This is a genomic window from uncultured Desulfovibrio sp. (genome assembly GCF_944324935.1).
Lineage (GTDB): Bacteria > Desulfobacterota > Desulfovibrionia > Desulfovibrionales > Desulfovibrionaceae > Desulfovibrio.
This window is the reverse complement of record NZ_CALUYG010000001.1, coordinates 1-22,994: the sequence shown is the minus strand read 5'-3', so window position 1 is coordinate 22,994 and position 22,994 is coordinate 1. Positions and strand designations below refer to the sequence as shown.

Below are 22,994 nucleotides of genomic sequence, written 5' to 3'. Positions count from 1 at the left end.
GTTTCCGCATCCGTATCAGGATTGCCTGATGCAAATATCAATCTATCCGCATATAGTCAAGTAGGCAGTCCAGCATGAAACGCAGCCCACGCCGCCCGGAAGAGGCCATGCCCTCCGCATCGCCGCAGCGGGAGGACGGCCGCACGGCGTCGCCCCGGCAGGATGCCGCCCGCCTTCAGCGCGACAGACGCGCAGCGCCCCGCGCCCCCGTGCCCGCCACGGCCCGGGACGCCACGCCCGCCCGCCCCTTTTTACGCCGCCGGCGCGACCACGCGGCGGACACGCCCTTTGACCGCCCGCCCCCCACGGCCCGCGGCGTAGGCGAATTGCTGCCCGACGTGCTGGCCGGCATGGGAGGCGACCCGCTGCGTATGCGGCTGGTGCAGCTCTGGCGGCACTGGGAGATGGTGCTCGGCCCCGAACTGGCCCCGCTGGCCCGGCCGCTGGGGCATCACAAGGACACGCTGCTCATCGGCGCGGAGGATGCCATGCTCATGCAGGAACTGCATTTGCAGTCCGGCGAGATCCTGGAGCGCGTCAACGCCTTCATGGAAGGGCCGTACTTTGCGACCGTGAAGGTGAGCCTCCGCTTCCAGCGTACGGAGCTGGACAGTATCGCCCCGCCGCCTCCGCCGCCCCTCCCCGCCGCGGAGCGCCCGCAGCTCACCGGCAGCGCCCTCGCGGGCATGCGGGCCGATTCGGCCGTGGCGCGCTGCTATGCCCGCTTCGTGGCGCTGGCCCGCGCGTCCCGCTCCCGGACCTGAAGCCCTCCGCCCCCCCCGAGGCCCCGCATGAAAGCCATCGCCTTCTACCTTCCCCAGTATCACGTCATCCCCGAAAATGAAGCCATCTACGGCAAGGGCTTCACGGAATGGGACAATGTGCGCGCGGCCCGGCCGCTCTTTGCCGGGCATGAACAGCCCCAGTTCCCCCATCCTTCCGTGGGCTTCTACGATCTGCTGGATGAAGCCTTTCTGGTGCGCCAGCACGCGCTGTCCTATCAGTTCGGCGTTACGGGCTTCTGCTATTACTATTACAATATCGCGGGCAGGCGGCTCCTGGAAAAACCGCTGGAGATCATCCTCCGCAGCAGGGACATCCGCAACGACTTCTGTCTCTGCTGGGCGCATGTCAGCTGGTACGACAACCGGCAGGGCAGGCAGGCCGTCTTCCTGCCGCAGGTCTACGATGCCGCGCAGGCCGCACGGCTGGCCGAGGATCTGTTGCCCTACTTCGAGCATCCCCGCCATCTGACGGTGGAGGGCAGGCCTCTCTTCCTCTTCTGGGCCCCGGAGCGCCTGCCGCATGTCCGCCTCTATGCCGACACCCTGCGCGAGGCCGCTCACAAACGAGGCTTTCCCGGCGTGTTCCTGCTGGGGGTGGAAGCCTACGCCGCCTCCCATCCCGCGCAATGGGGACTGGACGGCATGCTGGAATTCGCGCCGGACTGGCGGCCCGAGAGTCAGGTCTCCGGCCCGGATGAACAGCCCCGCCGCATGGACTACGCCCGCACCCTGCGATTCATGTGCGGCAAGCCGGTGCCGCCGTACCTCCGGCTGCGCTCCACCTTCCCCGGCTGGGACAACACGCCGCGCCGGGGCCGCAACGGGCTTGCCTGTGTGGGCGCTTCCCCGGAGCTCTTCCGGGAATCGCTGACCTTCCTTGCCGCCTACACCCGCCGCATCCTGCCGCCCGCCTTGCAATATGTCTTCATCAACGCCTGGAACGAATGGGGCGAGGGCTGCCATATCGAGCCGGACGCCCGCCACGGCTTCGCCTGGCTGCGGGCGGTCATGTCCGCTCTGGCCCAGGCCGAGACCATGCCGGCCTCTGCCGTCTCCTGCCGCTAAGGCCTGCCAGCACCATTCGTTGATTATTTGGAGGGAAGGGGACCCCCTCGCTCTGCTGTCGATGCCCGTAAGGCTCCTACCTCGCCTAACGGGCACGGCCTGCGGCCGCCTTTCGGTCGCGCTCTGCTGTCGATGCCCGTAAGGCTCCTACCTCGCCTAACGGGCACGGCCTGCGGCCGCCTTTCGGTCGCGCTCTGCTGTCGATGCCCGTAAGGCTCGTGCGTCGGCAAGATCCTATTAGACATTTTCAGTTTGAAACGCTTCGCGTTTCAAACCATACAACCTGTCGTTTCGCAGAAAAAGCACGGTTTTTCCGCCTGGTTTGGACCGGGCGGCGCTGTGTTGCCGCCTCGCATTTTGCCTTTTTTCAAAGGCAAAATGCTCCAACGAAAATTTTACAAATAATTTCAGAATATAAACAAAACAATCCGTACGTGCTCCGTTTGCTTTGGGAGTGGAGGGGCCTCATGTCACCGATTCTTCCCCCGATAAAAGCGCGCTGGGGAAGGGATGGGGGGCTTGGGGGGAAGGGAAACCCGCTCCCGCGCCGGCGGAGGGGTTTCCCTTCCCCCCAAACAGGCCGTAAGAGGAGGCAAGCCGGCTCACAAGTGCCCGCCCCGGAGCAGCTCCTCCAGCGTATCGGCGGAAGCTTCGGGCGCGTAGCCGTCCTGCGCCCTGATCAGGGCGTCGAAGGCCTCTGTTTCCAGCGCATCAAGGCAGCAAAGCAGCGCGTTGCCGCCCTCGCAACGCAGGTTGCCCACAGCCGCCTCCACCGCTGCGTACGCTTCATCCGCGGCATGCAGGCCCAGATCGCCCCGAAAGGCCGCTCGCGCCCGCTCCGCCGCCCCACGGCCTGCATCCGCCCGGTCGCGCGTCGCGTGTGTTCTGAGGCAGGAAGCCAGCGCGAATTTTTTCAGCTGGGCCCGTGCGGCACGGCGGGCCAGGTTCGCCCGTTTCTCTCGAGGACAGACGCCCTCCCCGGCCGCACGTTCCGCCGGACGGACGGTCTCCCCAAAGGCGGCAGGCGTCTCCGGTTCATCCAGCAAGACCGCAAGATCCAGATGTTCGATAGCGTTCAGGCAGCCGATGAGGGAACAGTTTTCGCCATCCTTGCACGGCATGCGGTCGCGGACCCGCGACGCAAGAAAAGCCCGGAGACTTGCGGCCCGTACGTCGAACAGGGCCGCGTCCCTGCCGTACAGACTCTCGGCCGCCTCCGCAGCCAGCGAGGAAAGCCGCCCCGCATGGGCATATGTGGAAAGGCAGTAGGCAAGCCCCCACTGCTTGAGGAGGCGCTGCTCCTCCCACGCCGCAGGGGAAAGCTGCCCCTCTCCGCCCGTCGCCTGTGCCGGGCCGCACCAGCAGCACAGCGCCAGGAGGGCGCAGAGCAAATGCCGTCTCATGATCTGCCCCCTTTTCCACAAATCCGGCGCACACCGGCTTTTCTGCACGACATGGCGCTTTTCGCGATGCGCGCAGGCGTCCCGGCGCAGGGGGGTTATCCACTTTGACATTGTATACCGCCAAAACGGGAAAGCCGCTTGCCGGCAGGTGGCGGCGCAAAGGCATTGCGCTTCCGCTTTTCGGCGGTCGCTTCTCCTCCGCCGGCAGCGCACTTTCAACGCAAAACACGTTACAACTTCAGGAAGACGCGGCGGACAGGCTCCCCCAGTTCGGCGGCGAACTCGGCCACAAAGTCTTCCGACAGATCCCCGACAGTATTCCAGAAGGCAAAGCCGATCTGACTGAAGCCCCAGGGCATGCTCATCTTGTAATCCCGAATCTCGGAAGCGGCCCCGCACTCGGGACAGGGAACGAGCGGATAGCCCTCAGCCGTGCACCACGTCGCCACCATTTCCACAAACTGCTCGACGATGCTCGCGCCGCATTTGGGGCAAGTCACTTCATCAAGTCCGGCCCCCAGGCTGGTGAAAACGCCCTTGCCTTCCGCAACCACCTCGACCGCAACGCCGCCGAGCGCCCCCTTCTCTTCCAGCCAGCTTTCCACGGAAAACGGGCGGGATACGGCATCCGGCCCGCCCGATCCGTACACCGTGAGCATGCCCTTCGGCGTCAGCTGCGGACGATCCTCAGGCCCTGTGAGATTGCCTTGCTCGCGCATCCACCGAACTTTCCCCTCTATCCTCATTTGGTGGGATTCCAGCGGGTGCATGTGGCGAGACCCCCTGGCGGTCACCCCCCAGCCCTCTTCATTGATTATCTGGGGATGCTTGCCTTTTTTCCCCGGCTTGAGCCAGCCGTTTTTCTGCATCCAGCCGATCATGCGCCGTTCCATGTCCGTCCGCTCGGGCGCGTCGATGCGGTAACGCTCCGGCACCAGATAGTTGGCGTAATCTCCCATACGTTTCTCCCCTCACTTCCGGCTGATCCCCCACAAATGCGGTTAGAGCGCGACCTCGACGACACGCACCGGCTCGCCCAGCACGGCGGCGAACTCGGCCACAAATTCCTCTGTCAGATCCTCGTTCAGATTCCAGAATCCGAAACCAATCTGGCTGAAGCCCCAGACAGGCTCAAGCTGATATGCCCGAATGTCGGACGCCTTGCCACAGACCGGACAGACCACCGGCGGCCAGTCTTCGGCCATGTACCACGCTTCCACCAGGTCATAAAAATCATCGACGATCCCGGCCCCGCAAACCGGACAACGCGCGGATTCCAATCCGCCTTCATGATTAGTGAAGACGCCTTTTTTCTCGTGTGTCTCCACACAGAAACCGTACGTTACCAAGTCCTCATGATCCGCATCGGCCATATGGCGCGCCCCTTCCGGCGTGAATCGCCAGCCGTTGCCGTCCCCACTCAGCACGCAATCGCTCTTTTCCCGCTCGATCCAGCCTTTCTCCTGCAACCAGCCGACCATACGCCGCGCCAGTTCTTCCCGTTCCGGCGCGTCGATGCGGCAACGCTCCGGTACCAGATAGGTTGCGTAATCTCCCATGCAGGTTCCTCCCGTCACATCCGGGCCTTCCTCTCAAGCGTCCGTCAGAGCGCGACCGGGACGACACGCACAGGCTCGCCCAGCACGGCGGCGAACTCATCCACAAAATCTTCCGTCAGCTCCGCATCAAGCCCCCAGAAGGCAAAGCCGATCTGACTGAATCCCCAGGCCGGCTCGACCTGCCAGTCCGTTATGGCGGACTCTTCGCCGCAAGCCGGACAGACTGCCCGCGTCCAGTCCTCGTCAGTGTTCCACGCTGCCACCACCTCAAAAAAGCCTTCCCCGATATCCTCTTCACAAATGGGGCAGCACGCGGATTCCACCGCCCCGCCCTCATAGTTGCAGAAAACGCCCTTTTCCTCGTATGTCTCCACTCCGAAACCGCAGGTATGCCGTCCGATATCCTCCGCATCGGCCATATGGCGCATGCCCTCCGGCGTGAATCGCCAGCCGTTGCCGTCCCCGCCCAGCACGCAGTCGCTCTTTTCCCGCGCGATCCAGCCCTTGTCCTGCAGCCAGCCGACCATACGCCGCGCCAGCTCTTCCCGTTCGGGCGCATCGACACGGCAACGCTCCGGCACCAGATAGGTTGCGTAATCTCCCACAGTCGTTTCTCCTTTTTTTCTGATTGTTTCGCGTGGAACGTGCGTTGCGACTTTCCCCCGACGGCTTGCCTTGCGGCAAAGCCGCCACACAAAAAAACAACTAACTAATTGATATAAATATAAAAATTACACTATCTTCTCGGCTTGGCGCGGCCGTCCGCAGGGGGCGCAAAGCCTGACCACCCATACGGCTGCCCTGACGTAGCTGGATGACGGAACGAGACGCTTTTTCTTAGCAAAAAAGGCGGAAAAAATTCCGCCTTTTCATTCGTTACCGTGCCTCAGGCCAGTCCGGCCCTGAGCTGCCCTTCAAAATAGGCAATGGTCTTTTTCAACCCCTCTTCCAGCGCTATCCGGGGCTCCCAGCCCAGCAGCTCCCGGGCAAGGCTGATATCAGGGCGGCGCTGCCTGGGGTCATCCCCCGGCAGAGGCTCGTAGGCGATCTTCGAAGCGCTGCCGGTAAGCTCCACCACCTTCTCGGCCAGTTCACGAATGGTGAACTCTCCGGGATTGCCCATATTGACCGGGCCGGTCACCTCGTCCGGCGAGGCCATGAGGCGGCACATGCATTCAATAAGGTCATCCACATAGCAGAAAGAGCGTGTCTGGCTGCCGTCGCCGTAAATGGTGATGGGCTCATTCTTCAGGGCCTGCACGATGAAGTTGGAGACGACCCGTCCGTCATTGGGGTGCATCTTGGGCCCATAGGTATTGAAGATGCGGCCTACCTTGATCTTGAGGCCGCTCTGTCGCCAGTAGGAGAAGAAGAGCGACTCAGCGCAACGCTTGCCCTCGTCATAGCAGGCGCGGATACCGTTGGGGTTCACATGTCCCCAGTAGGTCTCCGGCTGGGGGTGGACGTCGGGGTCCCCGTACACCTCGCTGGTGGAGGCCTGGAAGATGCGGGCCTTGAGGCGCTTGGCCAGGCCCAGCATGTTGATGGCCCCGTGGACGCAGGTCTTGATGGTCTGCACCGGGTCATGCTGATAATGAATGGGCGAAGCGGGACAGGCCAGGTTGTAGATCTCGTCCACTTCCACAAACAGCGGGAAGGTCACGTCATGGCGCATCAGCTCAAAACGCCGGTTATCCATGAGCTCTTCCACATTGGCGCGGGCACTGGAAAAAAAGTTGTCCACGCAGAGGACTTCATGCCCCTCATCCAGCAGACGCGCGCACAGATGCGATCCCAGAAAGCCCGAACCGCCCGTCACAAGAATCCTTTTCCGCAAATGCATGGCTTGCGCTGACCTCCGAAAAGCGTATCTCTGTTCTTTACCCTGAATGGGTACAGGATGCAAACGCGACGGCGGGCTTGCGGCGGCGAGGCAGGGCGTTTTCGCTTTTCTTTTTTATCGCTCCAGGGTCTGACGGCTTCGGCCCGGCATGTGGGCGTGGTCGCCTGCGCGGCGGGCGGCAGGGGACAGGGGCTTGCCAGCCCGGCAGATTGTCAATTGAAAGTTAACAGAGGGCTTTCTCTGTTACCTTTCAATTGACAATCTGCCACAAAGGGGCCCTTCCCCCCACAAAAAAAGAAAAGAAAACAACATGCTCGAACGCAACAAAAAACCGCCCGGTCTCCCGGGCGGTGAGATCAGAACGGCACTTCGTCCATGCCGGCCGTGGCTTCGGAGGGGAAGGCGGGGCCGAGGTCGTCATCATGGTGCGCCGGCTGAGGGGGCTGGCGTCGTGGCGCGGAGCGCTGGCCGCCCTGCCCTTGCGGCGCGTTACGGTAGGTCTGCCGCTGCGGCGCCGGAGCGTATTCGTCCTCGTAACCGCCGGAGGGAGCGCCGTCGCCGCCGCGGGGAGCGTCGCTACGACGGTCGAGGAACTGCACGCGCTGAGCCTTGATCTCGGTGGTATAGCGGTCCTGTCCGTTCTGATCCTGCCACTTGCGGGTCTGGAGGCTGCCTTCCACATAGACGAGGCTGCCCTTGGCCAGATAGTTGGCGCAGTTTTCCGCCTGCCGCTGGAAGACGGAGACGCGATGCCATTCCGTACGTTCGACCTTGTTGCCGTCGCGGTCCACATAGGACTCGTCGGTGGCGATGTTCAGACTGGCGACGGGGGAGCCGCTCTGGGTATAGCGCAATTCGGGATCGCGGCCCAGGCGGCCGATGAGCATGACTTTATTGAGCATGGCGATAACCTCGGATGTTGGCCGCGCGGGGCGGCATCGCGGGGAAGTGTCGGTTGATGTCAGTTTCGCAGCTTTCGGCCGAAGATGGCCCAGAGGCTGCGCTTGAGTTGCGGGGTGGGGGGGCCGCCGTAGGGCATGGCCTGTTCCAGACGGGTCAGCAGTTCTTCTATCTGGTCGCTGAGCCGGTTGGCGGTGCGGGGATCGTTCATGCCGCAGGCGGTCTCCAGCGCATGCCATCTGGCCCCCAGCTCTTCCAGCAGATGCCCGAGGGCGGGGTGGCTTTCCGCCGTCCAGCCATGACGCCGGCCCAGGTCCTGCAGGGCCTGGACCATCTCGGCCACGCCCTGTCCCTTGTCGCCGCTGCGGTCAAAGAGGCGCGTATGCAGCGTGGGCCAGAGTTTGGGCAGCAGGGAGGGATTCCAGCTGTCGGCTGTGGTACGCAGCTCCAGTACCGGCATATCCACGGGCGGTCGCTGGAAAGAGCCCTGAAGGGCGGCCAGCTTTTCCTCGTGGATGTCCAGACGGTTTTCCAGTTCACGGGCGGCGCGCGTGGCGGCCTCCACCTGCCACATGCCCAAGGCGTCCTCAAGGCGGGCCACGGCGCGCACCACGGGCTCGGCTTCGCTCAGCGACAGGCGCAGGGTCTGGGGCAGGGCGCGGGCCAGATCCAGCACGCTACGGCAGGCCGGCAGCTTCGGCAGGTCGTCGTCGGTGATGGCATCACAAATGCGTTGGGAAAGCTGCGGCCAGCGCGCCGATACCTTATCGACATCCGACGTGACGGCCAACAGACGGATTTGCAGTGCCTTGCCCATGATGGTTCCTTATTTTTCCGTCCATTCCGTCCTGACGCGCATGATCACGTCCTGGATGGCCGGAAGCTGGTCCTGCGGGCAAACGCCGATAAGCGGCGCGCCCGCGTCGATATTTTCATTATATTTGAAGTATACGGCGTAGATGACGCCCTCCGGCCCGCTGTAATGCAGGGGGACTTCACGCTTCATGCGGGACATGATCATGAGTTCCATGCCGTCGCGCACCACCACCGAGTGGGCATCGGCGGCGCGGATCTTTTTGTCCACTTCCGGGGTGAAGTAGTATTTCGCCCGTTCCGGGGCCAGAAAGAGATGGAGCGCCTTTTTGAGGATGAGGTACTCCACCTCGTCGCGGGTCAGCATGTGCCGGATGACCATGAGGGCCGTGCCGGCTTCCACGAACTGTCCTTCCAGTTCGTTGTATATCCTGTCGATGACGCCCTTTTCCGTAGCACAGATGGGCTTGGGGTTGCGCTCGCGCTCCAGGGTGGCCAGCAGGGTACCGGGGCGTTCCTTCCACTGGCCCTGCGGGCCGAGCACTTCCTGTCCCTGCGCAAGGCCGGCAAAGGTCACGCGGCCGGTATGCGGCGTCCTCACGGTGATCTCCCGGAAGGGCGAGGCTTTGATTTCTTCCAGCAATTCGGAGATGTTGATCATATGCTCTCCTGCCGTACGCTAGCGGTAGTACAGATTGCGCCCGCCGATGGTAAGCAGGGCCTGCTTGAGGTTGGCGCGGATCTGGCGACGATCCCAGATGCCCTGGATGTGTCCGCGCGACAGGGCATGGTAGGAGCGGTGGTACTTGGGCGGGATGTCCATGCCCGTGGTCTCCTTGATGACCCCCGGTCCGGCAAAGCCGATGTTGGAGGAGCGCACCGCGAACTGATACGGCGAGCAGCCGAGGAAGCTGGCCACCGGCCCGGCAAAGGAGTTGGTATCGTACAGCACCATATAGAGGCCGCCGGATTCCACATAGCGGCGCACGGCCACCGTACAGCGCGGCATCTGGATGACGCCGTTGGTGCCTTCCTGGATGCGTATGCCCGCCGTGCCGTGGACGTAGGCCAGGAAGGGATAGCGTTTTTTCTGGGCCCGCTGGGCGGCTTCCACGAACTTGTAGCCCTCGGCCGCACCCACGGAGCCGCCGCGGAACGTGCCCATGAGCATGGCCACCACCATCTTGATGCCGTCGATGCGGGCCTCAAAGGTCATGCAGCCGCTCTTGGTATTGTTCTTCTTCTGAGCTTCGGCGATGCGTTCCTCAAAGCCGGGGAAGGCCAGCGGGTTGCCCGCCTCGATCTCCCCGTTGAATTCATAGACCGACTCCACGTCAAAGACGTTCTTGACGTACCATTCCGGCTCCATAGGGAAGTGGTGGCCGCAATGGCTGCATACGCCAGCGAATTCGGCAAAGAGATCAGGCCCCCAGAGGTCGAGGCAGCCGTAGGACTCGCTGTTGGGGCAGGTCAGGGTACGGTCGATCTTGTAGCGCGGGGAGAGGTAGTTCCAGCGGCTGCGGCGGGAGTCGTCCGTCCAGGTGGAGAGCGCGGTGAGCTCCTGCGCCTTGTCTTCCGTCTGTCGGCCGGGCAGGCGGCGGGTCATCTTGTACCACGGGCTGAGGAGGCGGTTCTTGACCATCTCCACTTCATTGCCCATTTCTTCCATGAAGGTGCTGATCTTGCGCTGATGCTTGCGGAAGAAGTCGTACTTGACGTGCATCCACGGCTCGCTCAACCAGTCCTGGAGGGCGGCCATGTTCTTGGCCATGAAGGGACGGTTGTCGATGGCCGCCTCCCGCGAGAGGCGCAGGAACTTCTGTTGCCGGTGCTCCACCATGCTGTCCTTGGCGGAGGCGCTCAGGCCCCAGCGGGTGTGCATTTCGTCAAGGTTGGCCTCGGGGTTGCGCACCCGGGCCACGGCGAGCCCGCGGAAGCCCGGCCACTTGCGGTGGCTCAGCACCACTTCATCCGTGGCGCGCAGCACTTCCTGTCGCAGGGAGCGGAAAAAGTCGAAGTGATAGGGGCGCGCGCCCAGCGGCGGCTCCTGCACGATACGGTCGATGTAGCCGAAGGCAAGGTTGTCCTGCGCGGTGATCTTGAGGCTGCCGGCGCAGTGCTCGATAAGTTCGGGCGTGGCGCGCTGGCCGGCCTTGAGGCGGCCCTCGATGGCCGCGGCCCCTTCGGGGGAGATGACCGAGTAGTATCCGTGGGAGAGCATGAGGCGCTTGTCCGCCAGACCGATGGCCTCGGCCCCGCCGGAGCCGCCTTCGGAGATTACGGCCACGATGGGCACGCGCAGGCCCGCCATGCCGTAGATGTTGCGGGCGATCTGCTGGGCCGCGCCGGGGTAATCCTCGATGGGATAGGAACCGGGGGTGAAGATGTAGGTGTGGATGGGGATGCCCTCGGTCTCGGCGACGTTCATGTAGTGCAGCGCCTTGGCGTTGCCCCAGGGCTTCACCGACCCGCCGTTGCGGAATTCCGCGCCGTGGCCCTTTTCCTGCCCGATGACCATGACCGACTGGGTGTAGGTCTTCTTGCCGCGCCGCCGGGTGATGACGGCCCGGGCGATGAGCATGCTGGGGTCGAGGCTGTGCTCGTCCTGCCCGCCGACCTCGGTGAAGTTGTCGTAAACGTTTTCAAGGATGTCGCGCAGGCAGATACGCTGCGGATGCCGCACGATGCGTACCTTGTCCATAGGGGTCACGGCATTTTCCAGCCGTTTTTCCACAAAGGCGAAGAGCTCTTCCAGCCCCAGCACGTCATTGTAGGGATCGGCCAGCTCGCCGCGGCGGGCCCGTTCCACGAAGACCGCCAGCTTTTCCTCCAGCAGCCTGATGTCTTCCTCATGCTTGCCGGCAAAGATGTCGCGGGCGTAGGTGAGCCTGTCCGTCAGCCCCTGAACGCGTTTTTCAATATTGTTGTCCATCTTGTTTCGCACACGCCGCAAAGCGCTCTGTTTGTCGTATGGGGGCGCCGCGCCAGGCGCGGCATCCGGCGCTAGAAGCGCAGGATCCGTTCCGTATTGGCCCGGAGGAAGTTGACGTTGGACTTCAGCTCCTCGCCGGCATTGTTCCGGCCTTCAAGGCGCAGATCATCCAGGAAGGAGAGGCCGCGCGCCCTGGCTTCCGCCAGATCCTTGCCCCAGATGATGGCCAGGGCCAGGTTGGGGTCGAATTCCGTGGGGATCTCGTAGGGCTCGTCCGTGGGCACATGGGTCAGCATGGTCAGCCACGGCTGCGGCTTCCACTGGAAACGTTCGATACGCCCCACCCAGGGCGTGAAGCGATTGTCCGGGTCCTCGGCGATGAGGCGGTATTCCACACCCACGCCGTCGAAGCTGATGTCGTCCTGGGTGTAGCCGAGCGGCTGGCCGAGGCCGATGCGAACCTGTTCGGCCAGCAGGTCCACGTCGTCAATGACCCTGCCGTCCTTGCGGATGCGGGAGATGCAGGCCGACACGCCGTTCTCCACCTGGATGCGGGTATTCACTTCCATGAGGAAGGGATCGCCCTTGCGGGTGACGATCCACTCCCAAGTCCCCACGTTGTCGTACCCCACCTTGCGGGCCATGGTGAGCGAATAATCCACGATGTCCGTGAGCACCTTGGCCGCATCGAAAGAATAGGTGATGGGGCCGGGGGCGAAGCCTGGGGCCACTTCCACGCGTTTTTGCAGGCCCGTGGACTGGATGGAACAGTTGCGCGTGCCGAAATGGACGGGATTACGGCCCGTCCGGTCGGACACCACCTGCACCTCCAGATGATTGAAATCGGTGATGCGCTGCTCGATGAGCACGCCCTCGTCCTTGAACTGCCGCAGGGCGTAATTGCGGATGCGGCGGTAAACGGAGCGGAAGACGTCGATGTCGTACACTTCCTCGATGCCCATGCCGCCGCCGCCCGCCGAGGCCTTGACGAGCACGAGCGGCCGCCGGATGCCCTGCTGTTCCTGGAATTCAAAGACGCTGCGGGCGATGCGTTCGGCTTCCATCTCATCATAGATGGGCCGGTCGGATCCGGGGACCGTGGGCACGCCCAGGCTGCGCGCCAGGCGTTTGGTGTTGATCTTGTCGCCCAGCTCCCGGATGATCTTCCACGAGGGGCCGATGAAGATCATCGTGCGGTCGCGCTTCATGACCCGGCGGGCAAAGCGGAAGTCCTCGGCAAAGAAGCCGTAGCCCGGATGCACGGCGGTGCAGCCGGCCTCGTCCGCCACGGACATGAGCTCGTTGGCGTCATGGTAGGAAGAGACGCGGTAAAGACTCTTTTCGCCGCCGGTCTCGCGGGCAAGGCGGACATGGCCGGAGGCGGCGTCCTCTTCGGTATAGATGGCCGTGAAGGCCACTCCCAGCTTGCGGCAGGCCCGCATGATGCGCATGGCGATTTCGCCGCGGTTGGCCACAAGGACTTTGTGGCTTTCCAGCGGCATGGCATAGAGATCCTGTAGGTTCAGCAAGATACACTCCTGCCGGCCGGAAGCTTCGCTTGAACTGCGAGGCGGGCCGGGATATGATACGCGCGGATGCGACCGCCTGCCGTGGGCAGGAGGGCGCAGGCACGAAAAACTGACGAATGCAAAGGGTATTTTTATGCAAAATCTGCCAGAAGTCCAGCTTGCCGTAACAGCCTTGAAACAAAAGCTTTCCGAGGCGGGGCGCAGCGGGCGGGCCGCCAAGCCGCGCGTGGGCATGGTGCTCGGCACCGGACTTTCCGGGCTGGTGGCGGCCATGCGCGACCCGGTGACGATACCTTATGCCGGGCTGCCGGGCTTTCCCCTCTCCACGGTGGATTCGCACAGCGGGGCCTTCGTCATGGGGGATGTGGCGGGCATCCCGGTGCTCGCCCAGCAGGGCCGCTGCCACCTGTACGAGGGCTACAGCCCGGCCCAGGTCTGTATGGGCGTTCGGGTCATGGCCTCTCTGGGCATCGGCACGCTGGTCGTGACCAATGCCGCCGGGGCGCTCAATCCGCAATTCGACGCCGGCAGCCTCATGCTTATGACCGATCAGATCAACTTCACCGGCACGACGCCGCTGGTCGGCCCCAATGTGGAGCAATGGGGGCCGCGCTTCCCGGACATGAGCTGCATCTTCGACCCGGAGCTGCGCTCGCTGGCGCTGGAGAGCGCCGCCATGCTGGGCATACGGCTGGAGCGCGGCGTCTACATCGGCGTGCACGGCCCGCAGATGGAAAGCCCCGCCGAGACGCGCATGTACCGGCAGTGGGGGGCGGACGCCATCGGCATGAGCACCGTGCTGGAAGTGCTGGCCGCCCGCCACATGGGCCTGCGGGTGCTGGGCATCTCCTGCCTGAGCAACAAGAACCTGCCGGACTGCATGGCGCCCGTTCCCATCGAGGAGGTCATCACGGTGGCCGGACGCGCCGGCCGGCAGCTGGAACGCCTGCTGCTCGACATGGTGACAAAATTCTGAAAAGTGCGTACATCTTCTGCCCGCCCTGCGGGACGGCCGGCCTGCCCCGTCCGTCCGCTGGGCGCTCCGCGTCCCCGGGGCGCGCGCATCACATGTAACGGCAGGCAAAGGTCTTTTTCATGGAACAGAACTCCTCCCTTCGCAATGTGGCCATCATCGCCCACGTCGACCACGGCAAGACCACGCTGGTGGATGCCCTCTTCCGCCAGAGCGGCGTCTTCCGCGCCGATCAGCAGGTGGACGACCGCATCATGGACAAGATGGATCTGGAACGCGAGCGCGGCATCACCATCGCCGCCAAAAACTGCGCCGTACATTGGAAGGGCGTGAAGATCAACATCATCGACACGCCCGGCCACGCCGACTTCGGCGGCGAGGTGGAGCGCTCCCTGTCCATGGCCACCGGGGCCATCCTGCTGGTGGACGCCTCGGAAGGGCCGCTGCCGCAGACCCGCTTCGTGCTCAAGAAGACGCTGGAAGCCGGGCTGCCCGTGGTGGTGGTGGTCAACAAGATCGACCGCAAGGACGCCCGCCCGGACGAAGTGCTCAACGAGGTCTACGACCTTTTCATCGACCTCGGAGCCAATGACGAACAGCTCGAATTCCCCGTGCTCTACGCCATCGGCCGCGACGGCGTGGCCATGTACGGACTGGAGGACGAACGGGTGGACCTCTCCCCCCTGTTCGAGACCATCCTGAAGCATATCCCCGGGCCGACGTACAATCCTGAAGAACCTTTCCAGATGCTGGTGGCCGACCTCGACTATTCGGACTACCTGGGACGGCTGGCCGTGGGCCGCATCATGCACGGCACGGTGTACGCCAAGGAGGCGCTGGTCTGCATGGGCGAGGACGGACAGCCCAGCCCCCTGCGGGCCACCAGGCTGCAAGTGTACGACGGGCTCCAGCTCGCCGAGGTGGAATCGGCGGGCCCCGGCGACATCGTGGTGCTGGCCGGCATCGATAACGTGACCATCGGCGACACCATCTGCACGCGCGAAAAGCCGCGCGCCCTGCCCCGCATCCGGGTGGACGAGCCCACCGTGGCCATGCGTTTCGGCATCAACACCTCGCCGCTGGCCGGGCGTGAGGGCAAGATCGTACAGAGCCGCGCCATCCTCGACCGTCTGGAGAAGGAATGCCTGCGTAACGTGGCCGTGCGTCTGGAAGACACGGCCGACAAGGACGCCTTCCTCGTCAAGGGACGCGGCGAATTCCAGATGGCCATCCTCATCGAGACCATGCGCCGCGAGGGCTTCGAACTCTCCGTGGGCCGCCCGGAGGTCATCCTCAAGAAGGACGAGAACGGCAAGACCCTGGAGCCCGTCGAACATCTCTATGTGGATTGCGACGAATACTTCATGGGCGTGGTGACGGACAAGCTCAACCAGCGCAAGGGCCGTATGCTCAACTGCATCAACAACGGTACCGGCCGCGTCCGTCTGGAGTTCACCGTACCTTCGCGCGGGCTCATCGGCTATCGGGATGAATTCCTCACCGACACCAAGGGAACCGGCATCATGAACTCCTACCTTGACGGCTACGAGGAATGGCGCGGCGACTTCCCCACCCGTTTCACCGGCTCCATCGTGGCGGACCGTCCCGGCAACGCCGTGGCCTACGCCCTCTTCAATCTCGAGCCGCGCGGCACGCTGTTCGTGGAGCCGGGCGACCCGGTCTACGAAGGCATGATCGTGGGCGAACACAACCGGGACAACGACATCGACGTCAACGCCACCAAGGAAAAGAAGCTGACCAACCTGCGCGCCGCGGGCAAGGACGAGAACGTCATCCTGACCCCGGTCAAGAAGATGACCCTTGAACATGCCCTGCACTTCGTGCGGGAGGATGAACTCGTGGAAGTGACGCCCCAGTCCATCCGCCTGCGTAAGACGGAACTTTCCGCCCAGAAGCGTTACCAGATGGCCGGAGCCAAGAAGAAGGGCTAGGCCCGGGCGTGTCCCCGACGGAGACGGCGACGGCACGCCGCCCGCACGAGAAGAGAAAGGGCATCCCGGCAGGGACGCCCTTTTTGTCGGCAGAAAACGGCAAGAAAAAAGCCAGGGGAAACACCGGCAGGCGGGGAAAATGTGCCCCGCGGTCCGCGGGCGCGCCAGGTCCCTCAGCACTCGCTCCGCGGCGGCAGCTGGAGCAGGCGTTCCAGTTCGGCCAGGGTGGCCGCGCCGTCCAGCCCCCGCCGGCGGGAGAGTTCCGGCAGGTTCTCCACCGCATCGCAGGGGCGCACATAGAGCGGTTCCACATCCGCGGCAAAATAATCGCCGTGACGGGCCAGCAGGCAGAGGGCCTCCAGCGAGGGCTGGACCAGGCGCGGCAGCGCGGCCAGATCATGCCGCTCGTCCAGCGGCGCGAACAGCGCGTTACGCGCCAGCGCGCCGCCGCAGACCAGCGGCAGCCCGGCCCGGCTTTCCGCCGGTTCATGCCCCGCCCTGTCCGCCACGGCGGCGTTGACGGCCTCCAGCGCCTCGGCGGGCGGCAGGAGGCGCACATTCGCCGTGGGATAGGCCGGGATGACCGGCCCATATGCCATGAACGGCTGATAATGCACGAGGTTACGCCGGGCATGGGTGAGCACATGTATCTGGCCGCCCCAGAGCATGCCCCGCGCCATGACCGCCGAGGTGGCCAGCGCCTGCATGTAGTCCAGTCCGGCCAGACGGGCCGTGCCCGCCCGGCGCAGGGCGGCCGCCGTGGCCAGCACCAGCCGGATGCCGGTGAAGGAGCCCGGCCCCCGCACGCAGGCGATGCGGCGCAGATCCCCCGTCCCAAGCTCCAGCCGCCGGAGCATCTCCGCCAGGGCGGGAGCCAGTATCTCCGTGGCGCGTTCCGGCCTGTGCCATTCCTGCGCGGCCAGCGGGCGGCCGTCCTCGGTCAGGATGATCTGTAACGCCCCTTCGGCGGCGTTGAGGATGAGCTCCGGTCCTGTGCCGTTCATGGCCTACCCCGTGATGATGCGGGCGATGTCGTTGTAGGTGGCAAGCAGCATGAGGGCCACCAGCAGGGCAAGCCCCACGCGCATGCCCCATTCCTGCACCTTTTCGTGCACGGGCCGCCGGAAGATCATCTCGATGAGGCAGAAGAGCGCCGTGCCGCCGTCCAGCACGGGGACAGGGAGCAGGTTCAGGATGGCCAGGTTGATGCTGATGAGGGCCGCCAGGCCCAGCACGCCGGCCAGTCCCTGCTCGGCCTGTTCGCCCACGAGCTGGGCGATCATAATGGGCCCGCCCACCTGATCCAGCGGGACCACCCGCTGCACCAGCTTGAGGAAGCTTTCCGCCGTCAGCTCGACCATGCCCCAGGTCTGCCGCGCGCCGGCCAGCGCCGCCTCGGCAAAGCTCAGCTCCTCATAGCGCATATTGCCGCTGACGCTGACCCCGATGAGCCAGGCGCTTTCCTGCTCCCCGAAAATGGTGGTCCGCATGGCGCGCTTCGGCGTCAGGGTGAGGCGCAGCTCCTCGCCGGTCTCCGGCAGGCCGGGGCGCAGTTCGCCCGAGGCCGTGGGCAGGGGACGCAGCACCTGAAGGGTCACGGGCCGGCCGTTGCTCGCGCCGATGGCGTCGGCCATGCTCTGCCAGTCCGGCGTTTCCGCGCCGTTGACGCGCAGGATGAGGTCGCCGCGCTGCAAGCCGGCGGCCGCGGCGGGGCTGTCCGCCGTGACGCTGCCCACCTGCGGCAACAGAATGGCCTGTCCCCAGCCGAGACAGAGCATCCAGCAGAGCAGCCAGGCCAGCAGCACATTGGCCAGCGGACCGGCCAGCACCACCAGCAGGCGTTGCCAGGCGGGCCGGTGCGCGAAACTCTCCTGCTGGGTGAAGCCCTCGGGCAGTTCGCTGTCGTCGTTTTCGCCCACCAGCGCCACATAGCCGCCCAGGGGCACCAGCGACAGGGCGTATTCCGTCTTGCCGCGTTTCACTTTGACGAGTTTGGGGCCGAAGCCCAGCGAAAAGGTGGTCACGCCCATGCCCAGGGCGCGGGCCACCAGGAAATGTCCGAGCTCATGGAAGAAGATAAGGCCGCCGAGAACGATGACGGCGGCAATGATGGTCAACAGCATGTCAGGCTCCGTCCCGCGCCAGCTCGTGTACGAGCGCGCGGCTCTGGGTATCGAGGTATTCTATCTGTCGTACATAGGTAGCCACTTCCGTGCGAAGGGCAAGGTCGTCGCCGGCCGGCGCGTGCAATTTTCCGCAGAGCGGCGCATGGCCCGGCCCCGTGGAGGCATGACGCCGCATGGCTTCATCGATGAAGCGGGTGATGTCGGTGAAGGCGCAGCGGCCGGCCAGGAAGAGCTCCACGGCGGCCTCATTGGCGGCGTTCATCACCACGCACAGCCCGCCGCGCTCGCTGAGGGCCCGGCGGGCAAAGGTCAGCGCCGGGAAGCGCCCGGTATCGGGATGCCGGAACTCCAGCGCGGGCGCGGCCGCCAGATCCAGCGGCGGCACGCCGCAATCCAGCGTGTGCGGCCAGAGCAGGCAATGGGCCAGCGGCAGCCGCATGTCCGCCGTGCCCAGCTGAGCCAGCAGGCTGCCATCCCGCAACTGCACCAGCGAATGCACCAGCGATTGCGGATGCACCAGCACGTCGATACGGTCCACGGGAACGCCGTAAAGATGGAATGCCTCCACCACTTCCAGCGCCTTGTTCATCATGCTGGCCGAGTCGATGCTGATCTTGGCGCCCATGACCCAGTTGGGATGATCGAGCGCCTGCTCGCGCGTGACGTGTTGCAGCTCCTCGAGACCGCGATCCCGGAAGGGCCCGCCGGAGGCGGTCAGCACAAGGCGCGCCACTTCCTGATCCCGCGCGGCAAGGCACTGGAAGATGGCATTGTGTTCCGAATCCACCGGCAGGATGGACGCGCCGGTACGCTCGCACAGCTGGCGCAGCAGCTCTCCGGCCAGCACCAGCGATTCCTTGTTGGCCAGACAGATCACCTTGCCGGCCAGAGCGGCCGCCAGCGTGCCCTCCAGCCCCGCGGCGCCCACCTGCGCCGAGAGCACGGTGTCCGCCTCGGGCAGGGAGGCCGCCGCGGCATAGCCCCGCGGCCCCACGAGGATCTCCGGCCGATAGTCCGCCGGCAGGAGCGTCCGCAGGTCATAGGCCGATTCCTCATCCAGCACGGCCAGCAGACGCGGGCGGTAGCGCCGGGCCTGACGGGCCAGCATGTCCACATTGCGGGCGCAGGAGAGCGCCAGGATGCGGAAGCGCTGCGGATGGCTGTCCACCACGCCCAAGGCATTGCGCCCGATGGAGCCGGTGGAGCCAAGGATGACGAGATCATGCCGCTGCCTCTGCTGCCATTCCGGCGAGGGGGCGGCTGAAATATAACGAATCGCCGGGCCTTCGCGTCCCGGCCAGCAACTGGACATAATTCCTCACCTTGCCGCACAGGGCGGCTGTTCTTGCGGTATTGCGGAGCGTTGCGGAAGAAGGGGAGCCACCGTGCGGAGAACGGACAGCCGGCGGATCGTGGAGATGGCGGGAAACGGAGCGGGCAGGCTGGCCAAACGACGGCGCGGCGGCCCGGGCCTGTCCGCGCCGCTCAGGGACCGAACGTCTCGCGGCACGGCGCGGTCGGCCTCAGAAAAAGAAAAACCACTGATCCACCACGGCGAACATGGGCATGGCAAAAAGGACGCTGTCGGCCCTGTCCAGCACGCCGCCGTGGCCGGGCAGCAGATGCCCGGAGTCCTTGACGTTGACCGAACGCTTGAGCGCGGATTCAAAGAGGTCGCCCACCTGGGCAAAGGCATTGATGGCCACGCCAAGCAGGGCGAAGGCGAACCAGTTGGCCGTCCCCAGGCAGGCCCCGTAGATGATGCAGAACAGGACACAGGCCACGAGACTGCCCACCGCGCCCTCGGAACTCTTGTTGGGACTGACCCGGGGCCAGAGCTTGTGATGGCCGAAGCGCGTGCCCACAAAATAGGCCGCCGTGTCGGAAATGGCCACGGCCGCCAGCACGAAAAGCAGCTTCACCGAAGACAGATAGGTGGCCGGCAGCAGCAGCAGCGGCACATAGGCCAGACCGGCCATGAAGATGCCGCTGGAGGAAAAGGCGTCCTCTTCGATGACGTCCCAGCGGAAGAGAAAGCTCATGGAGGCCAGCACAAAGCCCGCCCCCAGACAGACCAGCGCGTCCTGGGGCCGGTGCATCCAGCTCAGGATGAGCATGCCCCAGCCCAGGGCGATGGCGCAGATGCGGCTGGGGATACGGCCGCGCGGGCCCCAGAACAGGGAAAAGAACTCCCAGAGCCCCAGGGCGGACACCGCCAGGATGACGCACAACAGCGGCCAGCCGCGCACAGCCAGCACGGCAAGGATGATCGCGCCCAGAAGGACACCGGTCAGGGTGCGACGAATGTCGGTAGCATGGTCAACAGGCATCAATTTGCTCCTGCGTTTTCCCGAAACGGCGGGATCGTCCGGCAAAGGCCCGTAGCGCCTCATGCAGCGCCTCGACGCCGAAATCGGGCCACGCCACGGGGGTGAAGTAGAATTCACTGTAAGCGCACTGATAGAGCAGGTAATTGCTCAGGCGCTGCTCGCCGCTGGTGCGTACGAGCAGGTCGGGGTCGGGCTGGCCGGCCGTATAGAGATAATCGGCAAAGCTCTCCTCGGTGTAGTCGCCGGGGGCAAGGCCCGCCTCGGCCATACGGCGCGCGGCGCGCACGATCTCCGCCCGGCCGCCGTAATTGAGTGCCAGATTGAGCGTCATGCTGCGGCAGTGGGCGGTACGGTTCATGCCGTGGCGCAGGGCCGTCCGCTGCGGCAGCGGCAGGCCGTCCACATCGCCGAGCACCATGAGACGGATGTCCTCGCGCTCCATGCGCGGCACTTCCTTGCCCAAAAATTCGAGCAGCAGGCTGAAAAGGGCCGCCACCTCGGCCTTGGGCCGGTTCCAGTTCTCGCTGGAAAAGGCATAGAGCGTCAGGTGCGGGATGCCCAGCCGGCGGCATTCAGTGACGACCGTACGCACGGCTTCCGCGCCGGCCTTGTGGCCTTCGACGCGGGCAAGACCGCGCGACTGCGCCCAGCGGCCGTTGCCGTCCATGATGATGGCAAGATGTCGGGGAAGGTGAGGGAATTGCTGTTCCATAGCGCGTGAGCGTCTGTTTGTGGCGGGACGCCGCTCCTGTCCGGGGCGGCCGGCGGGCATCCGGGCGAAGCGGAAGAGCGTGTCGCCGCCCTGCGGCGAACCTTCCGCCCCGTCCGCCCTGCCCGCTCTGCCCGGAAAGCCGCCCTGTCGTGCGGCGCGCAGGCAGCCCGCACAGGACCTAGATGTCCATGATCTCCTTTTCCTTGGCCGCGCACTTCTTGTCCACTTCGCCGACGAACTTGTCCGTCAGCTTCTGCACGTCGGCCTCGGCCTTCTTCTGCTCGTCTTCGGTGATGGTCTTGTCCTTCTCCAGCTTCTTCAGGCTGTCGTTGGCGTCGCGGCGTACATTACGCACCGCCACCTTGGCCTCTTCGCCGTACTTGCGCGAGACTTTCACCAGCTCCTTACGACGCTCTTCGGTGAGCGGCGGGATGCTGATGCGGATGATCTTGCCGTCGTTGACCGGCGTGAGCCCCAGGTCGGACTTGAGGATGGCCTTTTCCACCACGGCGATGCCGCCCTTGTCCCAGGGCTGGATGGTGATGGTGCGGCTGTCCGGCACGGCCACGGAAGCCATCTGGGAAATGGGCGTGGGCGTGCCGTAGTAGTCGGCCTTGATGCCGTCCACCAGCGAGGTGGAGGCGCGGCCGGTACGCAGCTTGGCGAATTCGCGCTCCAGCGCGCTCATGGCTTTTTCCATGCGGTCTTCGGTATCCAGCAGGATGGTTTCGATATCCATGAAAAGCTCCTGAATGTCTGTTCGTTAGGGGAAAACGCCATGTCTCCGTGCCGGACATGGCTCGCGGACCACCGCCGGGCGCGACAGCTCCCGGCACGGGGAAGATCGCTAGCAGTCGTGAACGATGGTGCCCACGGGCTCGCCAAGCACCGCCCGGCGGATGTCGCCGCCGAACATGCGGCAGACGATGATGGGGACGTTGTTGTCCCGCACCAGGGCAAAGGCCGCCGCATCCATGACCCCCAGATGACGGGACAGGGTCTCGTCATAGCTGATGCTGTCGAACTTCACGGCATCGCTATGCTTGGCGGGGTCCTTGTCGTAGATGCCGTCCACCTTGGTCGCCTTGATGATGGCGTCGCACTTCAGCTCCATGCCGCGCAGGGCAGCCGTGGTGTCCGTGGTGAAATAGGGATTGCCCGTGCCCGCGGCGCAGATGACCACCCTGCCCTTTTCCAGATGCCGCAGGGCCCGGCGACGGATGAAGGGCTCGCAGACCTGCTGCATGTCGATGGCCGAGAGCACCCGCGTGGGAAAGCCCTGCTTCTCCAGCCGGTCCTGTACCGCCAACGCGTTGAGCACCGTGGCCAGCATGCCCATGTAGTCCGCCGAAGAACGCTCCATGCCCCGGGCGGAGCCGGAAAGCCCGCGAAAAATATTGCCGCCCCCTATGACCAGCGCCAGCTCCACGCCCATTTCCAGCAGCCCGCCGATCTCGTCGCAGATGGCCGCCACGGTATCGGGATCGATGCCGGTCTTGTGCTCGCCGGCCAGCGCCTCGCCGCTCAGCTTGAGCAGAACGCGCCTGTATTGCAGATTCGCCATGTGGACCACCTTTGTTAGGGTTGATGCGTTATCGGACAAAGTGGCGTCAGCTTAGCAGAATCGGCGCACATCTCAAAGCGTTTTTGCCTCCCCTCCCCCGCCAGAGGCCGTGCATGGCGTCTTCTGCCGGTATCATGCGGGGGGAAGGAAGGGGGCTTTTTTGCAAAAAAGCCCCCTTCCTTCCCCCCGCGCCCCCCCATCCATCCCGCAAAAAACCTTGCCGGGAAAGATGACGGGCAAACGAACCCCGCAGGCCGTCCCCCGTCCGACAGTCCCCGGCGGCATGCTCCATGGGAACCGCAAAAGTGGCTACATCATTACAGCTGTCGAACGCAAGAGCGGTTTTCTCATGGCGACGTACAGCGCGAATCGCTCAAGCACCGTTGTCGCGGCAGGGATCAAACAGCTTTTTTCGCGAGTTCCTGCCTGGCTTTTCAAAAGTATTACCTATGACCAGGGCAGGGAATTTTTCAATGACAAGCGGATGGACCACCATTTTGGTACGGCA

22 protein-coding genes are annotated in these 22,994 nt (G+C 64.6%); 5 read left to right on the top strand and 17 right to left on the bottom strand.

The annotated features are described in order from the left end of the window. The first annotated feature begins 74 nt into the window (after positions 1–74). Together Q0J54_RS00110 and Q0J54_RS00105 are read left to right on the top strand one after the other, a co-directional pair. Positions 75–764: a DUF721 domain-containing protein gene (locus Q0J54_RS00110; RefSeq protein ID WP_296303238.1), complete on the top strand. Its 690-nt coding sequence runs from the start codon at positions 75–77 to the stop codon at positions 762–764. 27 nt (positions 765–791) lie between these two features. Beyond that, on the top strand, positions 792–1,850 hold the full coding sequence (locus Q0J54_RS00105) for a glycoside hydrolase family 99-like domain-containing protein (RefSeq protein WP_296303236.1): 1,059 nt from the start codon (positions 792–794) through the stop codon (positions 1,848–1,850). Positions 1,851–2,452: 602 nt separating this feature from the next. Here the strand turns inward: Q0J54_RS00105 and Q0J54_RS00100 are convergent. From Q0J54_RS00100 to Q0J54_RS00055, 10 genes are all read right to left on the bottom strand, one after another. Beyond that, the gene (locus Q0J54_RS00100) at positions 2,453–3,253 is read right to left on the bottom strand and encodes a hypothetical protein (RefSeq protein WP_296303235.1); all 801 of its coding nucleotides are present in this window, start codon (positions 3,251–3,253) and stop codon (positions 2,453–2,455) included. Positions 3,254–3,483: 230 nt separating this feature from the next. Next, on the bottom strand, positions 3,484–4,212 hold the full coding sequence (locus Q0J54_RS00095) for a hypothetical protein (RefSeq protein WP_296303234.1): 729 nt from the start codon (positions 4,210–4,212) through the stop codon (positions 3,484–3,486). 42 nt (positions 4,213–4,254) lie between these two features. After that, positions 4,255–4,812 (bottom strand): hypothetical protein, encoded by a 558-nt coding sequence (locus Q0J54_RS00090; protein WP_296303233.1) that lies wholly within the window; start codon positions 4,810–4,812, stop codon positions 4,255–4,257. A 44-nt stretch (positions 4,813–4,856) separates the two neighbouring features. Beyond that, entirely contained in the window at positions 4,857–5,417 is a 561-nt protein-coding gene (locus tag Q0J54_RS00085) for a hypothetical protein (protein WP_296303232.1), read from the bottom strand. A 281-nt stretch (positions 5,418–5,698) separates the two neighbouring features. Then, on the bottom strand, positions 5,699–6,655 hold the full coding sequence (locus tag Q0J54_RS00080) for a UDP-glucuronic acid decarboxylase family protein (RefSeq protein ID WP_296303231.1): 957 nt from the start codon (positions 6,653–6,655) through the stop codon (positions 5,699–5,701). 356 nt (positions 6,656–7,011) lie between these two features. Continuing rightward, complete coding sequence (locus tag Q0J54_RS00075; RefSeq protein ID WP_296303230.1) at positions 7,012–7,557, bottom strand: single-stranded DNA-binding protein; 546 nt, start codon at positions 7,555–7,557, stop codon at positions 7,012–7,014. Between the two features lie 59 nt (positions 7,558–7,616). Then, positions 7,617–8,372, bottom strand: coding sequence for a hypothetical protein (locus Q0J54_RS00070; RefSeq protein ID WP_296303229.1), 756 nt, complete (start codon positions 8,370–8,372; stop codon positions 7,617–7,619). 9 nt (positions 8,373–8,381) lie between these two features. Next, the gene (locus Q0J54_RS00065) at positions 8,382–9,029 is read right to left on the bottom strand and encodes a biotin attachment protein (protein WP_296303228.1); all 648 of its coding nucleotides are present in this window, start codon (positions 9,027–9,029) and stop codon (positions 8,382–8,384) included. Positions 9,030–9,047: 18 nt separating this feature from the next. Beyond that, positions 9,048–11,300 carry a carboxyl transferase domain-containing protein gene (locus tag Q0J54_RS00060; protein ID WP_296303226.1) on the bottom strand — a complete coding sequence of 751 codons (2,253 nt, stop codon included), beginning with the start codon at positions 11,298–11,300 and terminating at the stop codon, positions 9,048–9,050. Between the two features lie 71 nt (positions 11,301–11,371). After that, positions 11,372–12,802, bottom strand: coding sequence for a biotin carboxylase N-terminal domain-containing protein (locus Q0J54_RS00055; RefSeq protein ID WP_296303360.1), 1,431 nt, complete (start codon positions 12,800–12,802; stop codon positions 11,372–11,374). Between the two features lie 160 nt (positions 12,803–12,962). Between Q0J54_RS00055 and Q0J54_RS00050 the strand changes: the two genes are divergently transcribed. Then, the gene (locus Q0J54_RS00050) at positions 12,963–13,805 is read left to right on the top strand and encodes a purine-nucleoside phosphorylase (protein ID WP_296303225.1); all 843 of its coding nucleotides are present in this window, start codon (positions 12,963–12,965) and stop codon (positions 13,803–13,805) included. A gap of 119 nt (positions 13,806–13,924) precedes the next feature. Next, positions 13,925–15,754, top strand: coding sequence for a translational GTPase TypA (gene typA, locus Q0J54_RS00045; protein ID WP_296303223.1), 1,830 nt, complete (start codon positions 13,925–13,927; stop codon positions 15,752–15,754). A 173-nt stretch (positions 15,755–15,927) separates the two neighbouring features. Here typA and tsaB read toward each other — a convergent pair whose 3' ends face one another. From tsaB to pyrH, 7 genes are all read right to left on the bottom strand, one after another. Next, on the bottom strand, positions 15,928–16,758 hold the full coding sequence (gene tsaB / locus Q0J54_RS00040) for a tRNA (adenosine(37)-N6)-threonylcarbamoyltransferase complex dimerization subunit type 1 TsaB (RefSeq protein ID WP_296303222.1): 831 nt from the start codon (positions 16,756–16,758) through the stop codon (positions 15,928–15,930). A 3-nt stretch (positions 16,759–16,761) separates the two neighbouring features. After that, a complete protein-coding gene (gene rseP, locus Q0J54_RS00035; RefSeq protein WP_296303220.1) occupies positions 16,762–17,877 on the bottom strand; it encodes an RIP metalloprotease RseP in 1,116 nt (371 codons plus the stop codon). 1 nt (position 17,878) lies between these two features. Beyond that, positions 17,879–19,192 (bottom strand): 1-deoxy-D-xylulose-5-phosphate reductoisomerase, encoded by a 1,314-nt coding sequence (dxr, locus tag Q0J54_RS00030; RefSeq protein WP_296303219.1) that lies wholly within the window; start codon positions 19,190–19,192, stop codon positions 17,879–17,881. Between the two features lie 211 nt (positions 19,193–19,403). Further along, positions 19,404–20,210, bottom strand: coding sequence for a phosphatidate cytidylyltransferase (locus tag Q0J54_RS00025; protein ID WP_296303217.1), 807 nt, complete (start codon positions 20,208–20,210; stop codon positions 19,404–19,406). Further along, positions 20,200–20,922, bottom strand: coding sequence for an isoprenyl transferase (locus Q0J54_RS00020; RefSeq protein ID WP_296303216.1), 723 nt, complete (start codon positions 20,920–20,922; stop codon positions 20,200–20,202). The genes Q0J54_RS00025 and Q0J54_RS00020 overlap by 11 nt, the downstream gene beginning before the upstream one ends. A 178-nt stretch (positions 20,923–21,100) precedes the next feature. Next, entirely contained in the window at positions 21,101–21,661 is a 561-nt protein-coding gene (frr, locus tag Q0J54_RS00015; protein WP_296303215.1) for a ribosome recycling factor, read from the bottom strand. A gap of 108 nt (positions 21,662–21,769) precedes the next feature. Beyond that, positions 21,770–22,486 (bottom strand): UMP kinase, encoded by a 717-nt coding sequence (pyrH, locus tag Q0J54_RS00010; protein WP_296303214.1) that lies wholly within the window; start codon positions 22,484–22,486, stop codon positions 21,770–21,772. A 229-nt stretch (positions 22,487–22,715) separates the two neighbouring features. Between pyrH and Q0J54_RS00005 the strand changes: the two genes are divergently transcribed. Next, positions 22,716–22,994, top strand: a 279-nt coding sequence (locus tag Q0J54_RS00005; protein WP_296303213.1) for a hypothetical protein, incomplete at its 3' end; no start/stop codon positions are given.